This is a genomic window from Streptomyces sp. NBC_01296 (genome assembly GCF_035984415.1).
Classification (GTDB): domain Bacteria; phylum Actinomycetota; class Actinomycetes; order Streptomycetales; family Streptomycetaceae; genus Streptomyces.
On the sequence record NZ_CP130720.1, the window covers coordinates 480,925 to 494,045 of the forward strand.

Sequence of the window (13,121 nt, forward strand, 5' to 3'; positions counted from 1 at the left end):
TCTCAGCCGTCGGCAGGGTGCAGGCGGCCGTGGTGGCATCCGCCGCCGCCCCTGGACCGGCGTCCGTCCCGGGCGCACCCGGGGCTCCGCACGCCGTTCGTCGGGGCCGCGCTGAGGGGATGCTAAGGCGGGCGCGCTCCCGATGCTTGACGTGCCGGGACGGGAAACTTAACTTCTGGGGACCGAACACCTGGAGCATTTCGATGAGGCCCCTCGTCCGCACCGCAGCGCTGAACGGCTACGTCGAGCTGAGCCGCTCCCTCGGCGTCGACCCGCGCGCGCTGATGAAGAGCGTGGGGCTGGACACCGCGGACCTCGCCGTCCAGGACCGGTGGATCTCCGGTCCGGCCGCCGTCCGCCTCCTGGAGATCTCCGCGGCCGCCTCGCACCACGACGACTTCGGCTTGCGCATGGCCGAGCTGCGCCGCTTCTCCAACCTGGGCCCCATCAGCCTGGTCGTCCGCGAGGAACCCGACGTACGCAGTGCACTGGCACTGCTGCTGCGCCACGAGCACATGTACAACGAGCTCCTGCACACGCGCCTGGCCGAGGGGAACGGCCTGGCCACCATCAAGGTGGACCTCAGGGTCGGCGAGGCGACGCCGGCCCGGCAGGCCACGGAACTGGTCGTGGGCGCCTTCTCCCGCATCCTGCGAGGATTCCTCGACACGCGCTGGCAGCCCCTGTCCGTGTGGTTCACCCACAGCCCTCCGGCGGACTCCGGCAGGCACCGCCGCCTGTTCGGCCCCGGGGTCGAGTTCGACCGCGAGTTCAACGGCATCGTCTTCTACGCCGACGACCTCGACGCCCCCAACGCCATGGCGGACCCGCAGCTGCGGAACTACGCCCGGCAGTACTTCGACGCCATCGCCGCCACTCCCCGGGACACCTCGGTCGCGGACCGGGTGCGCGAACTCATCGAGGCCCTGCTGCCCACCGGCCGATGCTCCGTCGAGCAGGTCGCCCGCAGCCTCGGCGTCGACCGGCGCACCGTCCACCGTCATCTGGCCCACTCGGGAGAGACGTTCTCCTCGCTGCTCAACGCCACGCGCAAGCGGCTCGCGGAGCAGTTCGTGGCCCATCCCCGCCGCTCGCTGACGGAGATCTCGGACCTCCTGGGCTTCTCGTCCCTGAGCGCGTTCTCCCGGTGGTTCCACGAACAGTTCGGGTGCAGTCCGAGGCAGTGGCGCAAGGAAAAGGGCCAGGAGCAGCACGCGGGCCCGGGCTGACGCCCACGCCGGCACGCAGCGCGGACGGCGCCTCGGCCGCCGCTCGCCCCTGTCCCCAAATGACAAGTCGCCCGTCACCACGGGTCAAGCAGCCATACCCGCCCGGCCCTACCTTGGCTGCACCGCTCAAGGCGGTCGGCTGCCGGAGGTGAGACGGGCCGTTCCCCTACGGCTCGCTCTCCTCCGGACCAGCCGAACACACCCGGGCCCGCACGCCCGGTGTTCTCCCCGACCCGCCCGCGCCGGTCCCTGCCGTCCAAAAGATCCGACTCCGCAGCTAACCGACTGCCGGCGCGGTGATCACCCGTACGCGAAGGAGAAAGACCGTGCATTTTCACGACGACTCGCTCTTCCCCGAGAACCAGGAGAAGCTCGTCATCCAGGCCGCCCCGTACGGGCCGGAGTGGCTGCCCGGCGACGCCGACGATCTGCCCCTGACCATGGACGAGCACGTCCAGGCGGCCGTCGACTGTTACGACGCCGGCGCCACGGTGCTCCACATCCACGTGCGTGAGCTCGACGGCAAGGGCTCCAAGCGGATGTCGATGTTCAACGAGCTGATGGGCCGGCTGCGCGAGGCGGTGCCGGACATGGTCCTGCAGATCGGCGGCTCGATCTCCTTCGCCCCCGAGGGCGAGGGCGGCGACGCCAAGTGGCTCTCCTACGACACCCGGCACCTCCTGGCCGACCTCACACCGGCGCCGGACCAGGTGACCATCGCGATCAACACCAGCCAGATGAACATCGTCGAGATCATGACCGACGACGACCTGGAGGGCACCTCGATCGCGAAGCCGGAGTACCACCGGGCCTACCGGGACATGGTCGTCGAGGCCGGTCCCGAGTTCTACCTCGAGCACCTGAAGCGCCTGCACGCGAACGGCATCCAGCCGCACTTCCAGCTCGCCACCATCGCCCAGCTCGAGACCGTCGAGCGGCTCATCCGCGCCGGCACGTACACCGGCCCCCTGGTCCTCAACTACGTCGCGATCGGCGGCGGTTTCGCCGGGCGCCACCCCTCCGACCTGATCGAGTTCATCCGCCGCGTGCCGGACGGCGCGGTCCTCACCATCGAGAGCTCCATGCGCGCCGTGGCGCCGATGAACGCGATCGCCATCGCCCTCGGCGTGCACGTCCGCGTGGGCAACGAGGACAACCTGTGGCGGCGCAAGGGCGAGCGGATGTCCTCCGTCGAGCAGGTCGAGCAGATGGTCCGGATCGCGAACACCCTCGGACGCGACATCGCGACCGGCCCGGAGGCCAAGAGGATCTACAAGATCGGCGAGTACTACCCCGACGCCGACGAGACCATCGAGCGTCTCGGCATGGTCCCGAACCGCAGGCCCGGGCAGCGCGGCTTCATGCTGCGCGACCTCAAGAGCTGACCCGGCCCCCGCAGCCGGACACGAGCCCCCGCACGAGCCCCCGTACACGAGCAATCGGAGCAACCCCGTGGCCCACGCCGTCCGCTTCTACGAAACCGGTGGACCCGACGTCCTGACCTGGGAAAGGGTGACCGTCGGTGACCCGGGTCCGGGCGAAGTGCGCATCCGGCACGCCGCCGTCGGCCTCAACTTCGCCGACACGTACTTCCGTACGGGTCTCTACCCGGTCCGGCTGCCGGACGGCATCGGCGTCGAGGCCTCGGGAGTGGTCGAGGCCGTCGGCGAGGGCGTCACCCACGTCGCCGAAGGCGATCGCGTCACCTACACCGGCAGCCCGCTGGGGGCGTACAGCACGGAGCGGGTCATGCCCGCCTCGCACCTGATCAAGCTGCCGGACGAGATCGGCTTCGAGACCGCCGCCGCCATGACCATGCGCGGCCTCACCTCGGCATATCTGCTGCGCCGGATCCACCCGTTGAAGGCCGGTGACACCGTACTGCTCCACGCGGCGGCGGGCGGTGTCGGCCTGATCGTCAGCCAGTGGGCCAGGCTCCTCGGCGTCACCGTGATCGGAACGGTGTCGAGCGAGGAGAAGGCGGAGCTCGCACGCGCTCACGGCTGCGAGCACATCATCCACTACCGGCGCGAGGACGTGGCCGAGCGGGTGCGCGAACTGACCGACGGCGCCGGCGTGCCGGTCGTCTTCGACAGCGTCGGCAAGGACACCTTCACCGGCTCGCTGGCCTCGCTGTCGCGCCGCGGACTGCTGGTCTGCTTCGGCACGGCCTCCGGTCCGGTGCCACCGATCAACGCCATGCAGCTCGCCGTGAACGGTTCGCTCTTCGTCACCCGTCCGGCGCTGGCCGACTACATCGCCGAACCGGCGGAGCGCGACGCCCTTGCAGGTGAGCTGTTCGGTCACGTCGCCTCCGGACGCATCACGATCGAGATCAACCAGCGCTACTCCCTCGAGGGCGCCGCACGGGCACATCGCGATCTGGAAGCCGGGCGGACCACCGGATCCTCCGTCTTCGCCCTCTGAGGACACCCCGCCCCACGCCACACGCCACACGAGGAGTGAGCACCATGCCCGAAACCCTCCGGCCGAAGCAACACGCTCTGGCCCTGGTGCGCCCACAGGCGCTCCGCACCTCCCTCGCCGTCGAGCCCCTGACCTGTTCCCTCGGCGCCGAGCTCTCCGGCGTGAGCCTCGCCGACGCCGCGCGTGACGACGACCTGTTCGCCGAGATCAAGATGCTGCTGCTCGAGCACAAGGTGCTGTTCCTGCGCGACCAGGACATCACGCGCGCCGACCACGTCGCCTTCGCCGAACGCTTCGGACCGCTGGAGGACCACCCGGTGGCCGGCAGCGACCCGGAGCACCCGGGCCTGGTCCGGATCTACAAGGACATGGACAGCCCGGCCGAGCACTACGAGAACGCTCTCCACACCGACGGCACCTGGCGCGAGAACCCTTCCATGGGAGCCGTACTCCGCTGCGTCGAGTCGCCCCCGGTGGGCGGTGACACCATCTGGGTCAACATGGTCGAGGCCCACCGCCGCCTCCCGGAGCACATCAAGACGCAGATCCAGGACCTGCGCGCCCGGCACAGCATAGAGGCGACCTTCGGCGCGGTCATGCCCGGGGAGCAGCGTCACGCGCTGGCGGCCCGGTTCCCGGACGCGGAGCACCCGGTGGTGCGCACCCACCCGGAGACCGGCGAGGAGATCCTCTTCGTCAACGCTTTCACGACCCATTTCGTCAACTACCACACGCCCGCGAACGTCCGCTTCGGCCAGGACTACGCGCCGGGCGCCGCGCAGCTGCTGAACTACCTGATCAGCCAGGCCTCGGTGCCCGAGTACCAGGTCCGCTGGCGCTGGCGGAAGAACAGCGTGGCCATCTGGGACAACCGCTCGACCCAGCACTACGCCGTCCAGGACTACTGGCCCGCCGTCCGCAAGATGGAGCGCGCCGGAATCGTCGGCGACAAGACCTTCTGACCCTGCTTTTCCATCAACAGCAGTTGAGGTGATGACAATGGGGTTTCTCACCACTGCGGCACCCGCCCCGGAGAGAACCGGTACCGGCTCCTCGGAATGGCCCGTGTCCCGGCGCTACGCCTGGGTGGTCTTCGCACTGAGTTTCGCACTCCTGCTCTCGGACTACATGTCCCGTCAGGTGCTCAACGCCGTTTTCCCGATGCTGAAGGCCGACTGGCTGCTCTCGGACGCCCGGCTGGGCTCCCTCAGCGGCGTCGTGGCTCTGATGGTCGGTCTGCTCACCTTCCCCCTCTCGCTGCTGGCCGACCGGTGGGGCAGGGTGAGGTCCCTCGTCGTAGCGGCGACGATATGGAGCCTGGCGACCCTGTGCTGCGCGGTCGCGGCGAGCTACGGCCAGATGTTCACCGGCCGGCTCTTCGTCGGCATCGGTGAAGCCGCGTACGGCAGCGTGGGCATCGCCGTGGTCCTCAGCGTCTTCCCGCGCGCCTTGCGGGCGACGCTCTCGGGGGCCTTCATCGCCGGCGGGGCGTTCGGCTCGGTCCTGGGCATATCCATAGGCGGAGCCGTGGCCGAGGCGTACGGCTGGCGCTGGGCCTTCGGCGTGATGGGTGTCCTCGGTCTGGTGCTCGCCGGTGTCTACGCCGTCGTGGTCACCGAGAAAAGGCTGACGCCTCGGACGGACCCGCCCGAAGACGGGGCGGGTCGCACGGACACGGACGACCGGCTCCGTGTGCTCCTGCCGCGGCTGTTCTCCTCCGTCTCGGTGGTCAGCGCCTACATCGGCAGCGGTCTGCAGCTGTTCATCGCGGGCGCCCTGATCGCCTGGCTGCCCAGTTACTTCAACCGCTACTACGAGATGCCGACCGCGAAGGCCGGTGCGACCGCGGGGCTCTTCGCCCTGATGATCGGCATCGGCATGGTCACCGGCGGAATCGCCTCGGACCGCTTCAGTCGGCGCGACCCGATCCGCAAGTGGTCCGTCGCCATCTGCTGCAGCGTGGGCTCACTCGTACTGCTGATGACCGCGTTCCGCCTGCCCGCCGGCCCGGTGCAGCTGCTGGCGCTGGCGCTGGGAGCCCTGCTGTGCGCCGGTACGGCCGGGCCCGGAGCCGCCATGGTGGCGAATCTGACCCCCGCGGCCATCGCCGCGACGGCGTTCGCCACGCTCACGCTGGCCCAGAGCCTGCTCGGACTGGCCCCCGGCCCGGCCGTCACCGGCATGCTCGCGGACCGGCTCGGTCTGCTCGGCGCGCTCCGGCTCGTCCCGCTCGTGGCGCTCGCGGCCACCGCGGCCTTCCTGATCGGCCGCCGCCGGTACACACGTGATCTCCACCGCCTCACCGCGCCCGCCGCGACGGGGCGGGCCGAGGAACCGGAGACGTCTCCATGACCGGGACCACAGTGCCGACGATCGTGATCGTTCCCGGCATGCGGGAACACGTCGAGGACCACTGGCAGACCATTCTGGCCGAGCGGCTCGGCGATGCGGGCCGCACCGTCCGCACCGTTCCCCCGCTGGTGCGCAACCGGCTCAGCCGCGACGCCCATGTCGCCAACCTGGTCGAGGTGATGGTGCAGATCACCGGGCCCGTGATCATCGTCGCCCACAGTGCGGGCGTCATGACCACGGTGCAGTGGGCCCGGTGGCACGACGCGGACGTCCGGGGCGCCCTGCTCGCCGCGCCCCCGGATTTCGGGACGCCGCTGCCGGACGGCTACCCCACCCCCGACGAGCTGGCAGTGCAGGGCTGGACACCGGTGCCCCGGAAGCCCCTGCCCTTCCCCAGCATCGTCGCGGCCAGTTCCGACGATCCGCTGGGATCCCTGGGGCGCGTCGCAGAACTCGCGCGGGAGTGGGGAAGCCGCCTGGTGGAACTCGGCCCCGTCGGACACCTCAACCCCGCTTCCGGCCACGGTCCGTGGCCCCAGGCCGAGGTACTCGTCGAGGCGCTCGAAGACGGCCGGTTCCACGGGGCTCGACGGCCCGCCTCGTAGTCGGAGTCCCTCAGGCGTAGGCATCTCCCCCCGTCCGGGGGAGGCAGCGTCACTCCCGGGCGGGACGGCAGGGGCGGGCGGGTTCGCAAGGATCGGAGGTGATCTCACACCACTCTCGGAGGGGAACCATCATGGCGATCAAAATGTCCCTGCGCCTGGCCGCCGTCCCGTTTGCTCTTGCCGCCACGGCAACGGTCGCGGCCGCCCTGCCGGCGACCGCCGCTCCCCCGCATCCGACCGACCGCCCCACGGCCGCCACGCCTGCGGCCGTGGCGGGCATCAGCGGGTGGGCCCGTATGGACTATCCCGCCCCCGGTGAGGACATCCGGATCTTCGTCGATGCGTACGGCCTGTTCACGCCACACGACCAGGGCGTCCCTGCCAAGTCCTGGGGCACGTTCCGCATCCAGCACCGATGGCCCCCGAAGGGCGACGGGAAGCCGTCGTTCAACTGGGGGAACTTCAAGGTCGACTGCGTGAGCGTCAACGGACCGGACGTGGCCGTGACCGGCAGGATCGTCGATGCGGGTCCGTACTGGCAGGACTTCCTCCACCGCAAGCAGCCCGCTCGCATGGGCCTGAGTTTCCACGTCCCGGCGGCCGGCGGTGGCGCAACACGGATCGGGATCACGGCCCCCACCCCGGACGGGCAGCCCGAGCTCCCGAAGTGCTCGGCCAACAGCCCCGACGCGAACGCCACCGAGGGCGGTTTCACGGTCACCGACACCCGGAGCCGGTGACGCGAGTCAGAGATTCGGTGGCAGTAGGCGGCGACTCCGCAAAAGCCTGTTGGCGGACCACGGCGACCACTGCTATTTTCCCGGAGGCCGTGCGAGAGAACGAGGAGGTGGTACCCGTGAACACAGTATCGACATGGGTGCTCCCCTCCGGGGTCACGGTCGGGCGATAGGTCGTCCGGGAGCGCCGTTCATGAGCACTCCCGAAAGGCACGACCATGCAGTTCACGTCTGAACAGCGCCTCGACGACGGCGTCCTCGAGCGCGAATTCACGCTCGGCGAGATCCCCGGCGTCCTGTGGACGCCTGAATCCACCGCACCGGCCCCGCTGATCCTGATCGGCCACAACGGCGGCCTGCACAAGCGGGAGGCCCGGCTGGTGGCCCGGGCCCGGCACTCCGCGGCGGAGTACGGCTACGCGGTGGCCGCCATCGACCACCCCGGGCACGGCGGCCGGCCCCGTTCCGCCGTCGACGAGCAGGCCCGCGCCGACCTCCGCCGGGCGATGCAGTCCGGCGAGCCGGTCGACGAGATCTTCGAGTCCTTCATCGTCCCGCTGGTCGAAAACGCCGTCCCGGAATGGCGGACCACCCTGGACGCCCTCCTTGCGCTGCCCGAGATCGGCGGCCCCGTCGGGTACTCGGGGATGACCGCCATCGGCATTCGGCTGGCGGTGGTCGAACCGCGCATCGCGGCCGCCGGCTTCTTCGCCGGAGGGTACGTGCCCCGCGCCCAGCGCGAGGAGGCCCGGCAGGTCACCATTCCCGTGCAATTCCTGCTGCAGTGGGACGACGAAGGCAACCCCCGCCAACGCGCCCTGGACCTCTTCGACGCCTTCGGCACCAAGGAGAAGACACTGCACGCCAACATGGGCGGGCACGCCGGCACCCCGTGGTTCGAGGTCGACGACGGGAACCGGTTCTTCGCCCGGCACCTGAAGTGACCCCGGGCCATCAGGCCGGCAGCAGACGGTAGGCGGTGGGCGGTGGGCGCCGTCGGCCTGGATGCCGCTCATCGAACCTTCTCTTGCGGTCATCGTTTCGACCTGAGGGCGTCCGCCAGTAGGAAGGGCGGGTTGCGACAAGTGGCAGTAGTGCAGGCACGGTTCGCTCGATCATGGAGGACTCCACGTTTCATGATCACCGGGGGATCCGTGCCTGCCGTCCCATCACCGTCATCCGTAGAGCCCCGTCGACCGGGCCGAACAGGGCACCAAACGCCCGCAGTTGACGGACTGGTACGGCATACCACGGGTCACCGGTCCCGCACCGGCCACTGCTGCCCGCCGCCCTCGACCGCTTCGCCGACCTCCAAAGCGTCCCGGGGACCACGTGTCAGACGGTCGCCACGGGCACGCCGTCCGGGCGGCCGGCGAGCAAGGCCGCGATGTGGTCCGCGCATCGGATCGCCGCCGTGGCCATCGCGCTCCTGGTCATCCCGGCGAGATGCGGGGAGAGCAGGGCGTTCGGCAGGCCGAAGAGCGGCGAGGTGAAGGTGGCGTGCTCGTGCTCGAAGGTGTCGACGGCTGCCGCCGCGAGCGGGTGTGCCGCATCGCCCAGTGCGTCGGCCAGCGCCTGCTCGTCGACGATCCCACCCCGGGCGGTGTTCAACAGGATCGACCCCGGCCGCATCACCGCCAGCTCCGCCCGACCGATCATCCCTCGGGTCTGCGGGGTCAGCGGAAGGTGCAGGGAGACCACGTCAGTGGTCGCCAGCAGAGCGGTGAGGGACTGCGCCTGCGGCACCGAGGTCTCGGCCGGGCGCCGTGAGAAGCCCTGGACCACCATGCCCAAGGCGGTAGCCCGCTCGGCCAGGGCCAGGCCGATCCGGCCCAACCCGACGATGCCCAAGGTCAGTTCCGACAACTCCAACGCGGGGGTGGCCGGAGCGCTCCAGCGGCCCCGGTGCGCGGCCTCGTTGTGCGCCGGGAGGTTCCGGATCAGGGCGAGCAACTGGGCCAGGACGAACTCGGCGACCGCGTTCACGTTGGAGCCCGGAGTGTGGGTGACGGCCACGCCGTGGTGAGCGGCGGCGGCCAGCTCGACATGGTCGGTGCCCGCCCCGGCCCGGCCGACCACACGGAGCCGGTTGGCCAGTACGTGGTCGGTCGCCGCCGCGAGGAACGCTGCACGCAGCGGGACACCCGCGCGGGACTTCACCGCGTGGTAGCCGATCCCGTCCCTGACGGTCTCAGCGATCAGCGCCGGCTCGTCGAAGCCGTCGAAATCGGTGAAGTCCACCCGGCCGGCCCAGGCGGCCCGCGCCCCGGCCTTGTCGGCCACCCGTCGAAGGTTCAGCGTCACGGTCAGCCCATGGCCGAGCAGACGCTCCAGCTCCCGGTCAAGCAGCTCGCCAGGAGCCGCATCCAACAACAGGACTCGCACCTTTTCCACTTGCCCCCCTTTCCCAGTTCCTGGACCCTACTGCGCTCCAGAAGCCGGTCGCGAGAAGCCCCTGACCCGACACCCCTGCGTGCCACTGCCCTGCCCGATACCGCACCCACTGGCGGAGCCTCCAAGAGACAAAACGATGAGACGAATGTCTGTCTGATCGTTCCCCCGCGGTGGTGATGATCCCCGGCATCGGCATCGCTGTCATCCTCCAGCGGACAAGGGCTGGGGCCGGAAGCGGCGTGGGCGAATGGCATTCGGCCTGCTGCCGGGCGTTCCCCTTCTCGTGGTCGTCTCGTTCAGCAGGGCAGATGACCGATGGGGAGGGAAGGCACGTGCCTGGCCAGTGCGTACGAGAAGTGGTTCGGGACATCCTCGCCGAGCAGGCTCCGCAGGAGGCGAGGCTGCTCGATGGCATGGCGTCGCTGAGCGACAGGCAGATCACGCGAGTGTTCCGCCGCTCCCGCTCACGGAGGGATCCACTCGGATTCGGGACCGCCGAGGTGGTCGCGCTGATCGCGCCCGTGGTGTGGGTGGTGGTCAACGAGGTGGCCCAACGGTCAGCGGCAGCAGCCGTGGACGGGGCGAGCCGTTGGGGCAGCGCCTGGCTCCGTCGAGTGCGCCGTCTCCCCGATCTGCCGGCAGAGGTCCCGGCATTGTCCAGCGGCCAGCTGGGGGACGTACGCCGGAGGGTTCTCGAGCGCGCACAGGCGTCAGGCATGGAAGCGGGAGCGGCCGAGGCTCTGGCCGACGCGGTGGTGGCCCGGCTCGCCACTTCGCCCGGCGATGGCTGACAGCGGCCCTCCCCGCCGCGACCAGCGCCTGCTCGGCCAAGGCACCACCCGGCGATGCGCGCTGTTCCTGGTCTTGGTCGTGACGCTCGTCGTGGGACTGTCCCTGCGCGCGGTTCGGGTCCTCGTCTCCAGCGGACAGGACCCGGATCTCCTGGACACTCCGGGCAACCGTCCCTCCTGGCCCCTGCCTCTGAACACCCTCAGACTGTTCAAGCCGGAGCTTGCCCGGCCCTACCAGGCCGACCTCCTGGACAACGCCGAGGCGATCGCCATGACTGCCGGCGGGCTGATGCTGCTGACCACCGCCGCACTCCATCTGTGCTGGCCCGCCTTGCGCAGGCACCGTCTTGTCCGGATCGACCCCGACCGCTTCTTTCTCCACGGCGCGCTCCTACAGCTGACGCTCCGGGCCGGGGTCAAACGGTTCCCGGCCTTCTACCATGATCCGCATCGCATCAGCACAGGGGCTGTCGCCTTCGGCTCCTTGGGCAGATACTGCATCGCCCTCGACAACGGCCTGGTGGCCATGTTCGAGGGCGCGCGCGTGACCGGCCTTCGGTTCACCGTCGACGAGGGACTCGACATACGTCCCGACTTCAGCCCGTGGTTCCTGAAGTCCAGGGACGGGGCGATCTTCGCGGCCGTGGTGCTCCATGAGCTGGCCCACCTTCGCAGCCGCGACGTCGAACTGGGCAGCGGCGTGCGGGCCATGTGGCTGGCCTTCGTTGCCACCGCCGTCCTGCCCTACACGGCACTGCTCGCGTGGCTGTCCTGGAGCGAGTTCCCCGGCGCCCGGCACTCCTGGTCGGGGCAGCAGTGGTCGCCCCTGTGGGAAGCGGCCATGGTGGCCATTCTGGTCGCGATGGTGTACGTGGCCTATACCGACATCCTGAGGCATCGCGAATTGTGCGCCGACCTGGATGCGGTCGACTGGGGCGCTGCTCCGGAAGCGTGGAGTGCCGTGGCTGAGGAACAGGCCAGTCGCCGCATGGGGCCGAAGTGGGAATTGGAACACTGGCACACCGAACCCGATGACGGGTGGATCAGTCTGTTCGCCTGGGCACGGAAGACCCGCCCGCTGCGCGGCGCCACCCGTCCCTGGCACACCCATCCCGGCTGGTGGTGGCGGATTCGTGCCCTCAAACGCCCAGCCCATCCGAGGGGACCCAACGGCACCTGGACACAGGCCGCGATCCTGACGGGAACCGTGACGGTGCTGATGCACATGCTCCTGAACGAACTCGCCCACGCCGGGGGACTCTCCCGGCTCACCTCCACGCTGCTCTACTCCGGGCTGGTGCTGTGCGTGTCGCTCGGCCGCCCCCTCACCGTCCACCCCGCCCACCCCTTCCGCCCCCAGCCACGTGCCTTCGGCGTCGGTTCCCGTGGCAGAACACGCCGTGCCGTATTGCTGGGAGCGTGCCTCCTTCTGCTCATCGTGATCGACCCCGTGGGCGAGGTCCTTGCCACCGGGTAGGCCCCGAAGGGAGCGTCAGAAATCGGCCGCCGCCTTCGGGTTGGCCGGCGCGTTCCGGGCGACATCGCGCAGCCACATCAACGGGGGGGACGGGGGGTACCCCTACCGCACTCGGGCCCGCTGACCGGATGGTCCGGTGGATCTTGAACCAAGCAGGGTGGACGGACACACCCTGATGCACAAGGAACGGAGCCCTCCGTGTTCAGCTTGAAGTCGGTTCGCCGCCGGGCGGCGCGCACCACTGCCGTCAGCGCTCTCGCGGTCGCGACGTGCGCCACCCTGATGACCGGCAGCGCCGGAGCGATCGTCAACGGGGTCGATTCCACGGAGCGCTACCCGTTCATGGCGACGATCCCGGAGTCGGCCCCGAAGTACGGGATATACGACGGTTCGTGCGGGGCGTCGCTGATCGATCCGCAGTGGGTGCTGACGGCGGCCCACTGCGTGCAGGGCGACGGCCTGGAGTTGGACGGCATCGTCCGGATCGGCGGAGAGCAGCGGAAGTCCGGGGGGACCGTCCGGGCCATCGAGCGGATCGTCGTCCATCCCGGCTATGCGAACGGTGACGGGAAGGCGGCCAACAAGGACGACCTTGCCCTGGTCCGCCTCGACCGCCCGGTCACCGAGAAGCCCGTCCGTATCGCGGAGCGGGCCGGGCGGCCCGGCACCCCGACCCGGGTCCTGGGATTCGGCACCACCGTCGACACCGAGCTGAAGTTCGCGGAGCGGTTGCAGGAGCTCGAGACACGCAGGGGCACCGATGCCGAGTGTGCCCCCGGCTATGCGGACCGGACCCGGTTGTGCACGATCAGCCGTGTGCCCCAGGCCATGGCGTGTGTCGGGGACTCCGGCGGGCCCCAACTGCAGAAGGGCAGGCAGGGGCGGTGGGAGCTCACCGGAGCCACCTCGGGTCCCGGCGCCCCGGGAGTCGCCTGCTCGGCCGGGCCGGGCCTCTACACCAACGTGCCCGCCTACGCGGAGTGGATCCGCAAAACCATCAAGCTCAACGCCTGACCCCGGACAGCCGCCGACCGGGGGCATGCCGCGGGCAAGGGGGAAGCGCTGAGACAACCCCTTGACCGCCCTCGGCGTGATGGCATGCGGCCGCG

Annotated in this window: 12 protein-coding genes; 11 read left to right on the plus strand and 1 reads right to left on the minus strand. The window is 70.1% G+C overall.

The window, feature by feature from the left end:
- The first annotated feature begins 203 nt into the window (after positions 1–203).
- The 8 genes from OG299_RS02355 to OG299_RS02390 all read left to right on the plus strand — a co-directional run bounded on the left by OG299_RS02355 (position 204) and on the right by OG299_RS02390 (position 8,294).
- Positions 204–1,229 (plus strand): AraC family transcriptional regulator ligand-binding domain-containing protein, encoded by a 1,026-nt coding sequence (locus tag OG299_RS02355; RefSeq protein WP_327360242.1) that lies wholly within the window; start codon positions 204–206, stop codon positions 1,227–1,229.
- Positions 1,230–1,555: 326 nt separating this feature from the next.
- Entirely contained in the window at positions 1,556–2,614 is a 1,059-nt protein-coding gene (locus tag OG299_RS02360) for a beta-keto acid cleavage family enzyme (protein WP_327360243.1), read from the plus strand.
- Positions 2,615–2,681: 67 nt separating this feature from the next.
- Positions 2,682–3,656: a quinone oxidoreductase family protein gene (locus OG299_RS02365; protein ID WP_327360244.1), complete on the plus strand. Its 975-nt coding sequence runs from the start codon at positions 2,682–2,684 to the stop codon at positions 3,654–3,656.
- A 44-nt stretch (positions 3,657–3,700) separates the two neighbouring features.
- The gene (locus OG299_RS02370; RefSeq protein WP_327360245.1) at positions 3,701–4,618 is read left to right on the plus strand and encodes a TauD/TfdA dioxygenase family protein; all 918 of its coding nucleotides are present in this window, start codon (positions 3,701–3,703) and stop codon (positions 4,616–4,618) included.
- 103 nt (positions 4,619–4,721) lie between these two features.
- A complete protein-coding gene (locus OG299_RS02375; protein WP_327360246.1) occupies positions 4,722–6,008 on the plus strand; it encodes an MFS transporter in 1,287 nt (428 codons plus the stop codon).
- Entirely contained in the window at positions 6,005–6,613 is a 609-nt protein-coding gene (locus OG299_RS02380) for an RBBP9/YdeN family alpha/beta hydrolase (protein ID WP_327360247.1), read from the plus strand. Before OG299_RS02375 ends, OG299_RS02380 begins: the two co-directional genes overlap by 4 nt.
- 131 nt (positions 6,614–6,744) lie before the next feature.
- Complete coding sequence (locus OG299_RS02385; protein ID WP_327360248.1) at positions 6,745–7,353, plus strand: hypothetical protein; 609 nt, start codon at positions 6,745–6,747, stop codon at positions 7,351–7,353.
- 215 nt (positions 7,354–7,568) lie between these two features.
- Positions 7,569–8,294: a dienelactone hydrolase family protein gene (locus OG299_RS02390; protein ID WP_327360249.1), complete on the plus strand. Its 726-nt coding sequence runs from the start codon at positions 7,569–7,571 to the stop codon at positions 8,292–8,294.
- Positions 8,295–8,685: 391 nt separating this feature from the next.
- Here the strand turns inward: OG299_RS02390 and OG299_RS02400 are convergent, their stop codons facing one another.
- Positions 8,686–9,744, minus strand: a complete 1,059-nt coding sequence (locus OG299_RS02400; RefSeq protein WP_327360250.1) for an NAD(P)-dependent oxidoreductase — start codon at positions 9,742–9,744, stop codon at positions 8,686–8,688.
- A 332-nt stretch (positions 9,745–10,076) separates the two neighbouring features.
- Here OG299_RS02400 and OG299_RS02405 point away from each other — a divergent pair, with 332 nt between their 5' ends.
- The 3 genes from OG299_RS02405 (at position 10,077) to OG299_RS02415 (ending at position 13,026) form a co-directional block, all read left to right on the plus strand.
- Positions 10,077–10,535: a hypothetical protein gene (locus OG299_RS02405; RefSeq protein WP_327360251.1), complete on the plus strand. Its 459-nt coding sequence runs from the start codon at positions 10,077–10,079 to the stop codon at positions 10,533–10,535.
- Positions 10,528–12,012, plus strand: coding sequence for a M48 family metalloprotease (locus tag OG299_RS02410; protein ID WP_327360252.1), 1,485 nt, complete (start codon positions 10,528–10,530; stop codon positions 12,010–12,012). The genes OG299_RS02405 and OG299_RS02410 overlap by 8 nt, the downstream gene beginning before the upstream one ends.
- Before the next feature lie 198 nt (positions 12,013–12,210).
- Positions 12,211–13,026, plus strand: a complete 816-nt coding sequence (locus OG299_RS02415) for a S1 family peptidase (RefSeq protein WP_327360253.1) — start codon at positions 12,211–12,213, stop codon at positions 13,024–13,026.
- The last annotated feature ends 95 nt before the right edge of the window (positions 13,027–13,121 follow it).

Coding starts and splice junctions, on each gene's coding strand:
- OG299_RS02355 (WP_327360242.1), top strand. CDS start 204: ATGAGGCCCCTCGTCCGCACCGCAGCGCTGAACGGCTACGTCGAGCTG.
- OG299_RS02370 (WP_327360245.1), top strand. CDS start 3,701: ATGCCCGAAACCCTCCGGCCGAAGCAACACGCTCTGGCCCTGGTGCGC.
- OG299_RS02380 (WP_327360247.1), top strand. CDS start 6,005: ATGACCGGGACCACAGTGCCGACGATCGTGATCGTTCCCGGCATGCGG.
- OG299_RS02385 (WP_327360248.1), top strand. CDS start 6,745: ATGGCGATCAAAATGTCCCTGCGCCTGGCCGCCGTCCCGTTTGCTCTT.
- OG299_RS02390 (WP_327360249.1), top strand. CDS start 7,569: ATGCAGTTCACGTCTGAACAGCGCCTCGACGACGGCGTCCTCGAGCGC.
- OG299_RS02410 (WP_327360252.1), top strand. CDS start 10,528: ATGGCTGACAGCGGCCCTCCCCGCCGCGACCAGCGCCTGCTCGGCCAA.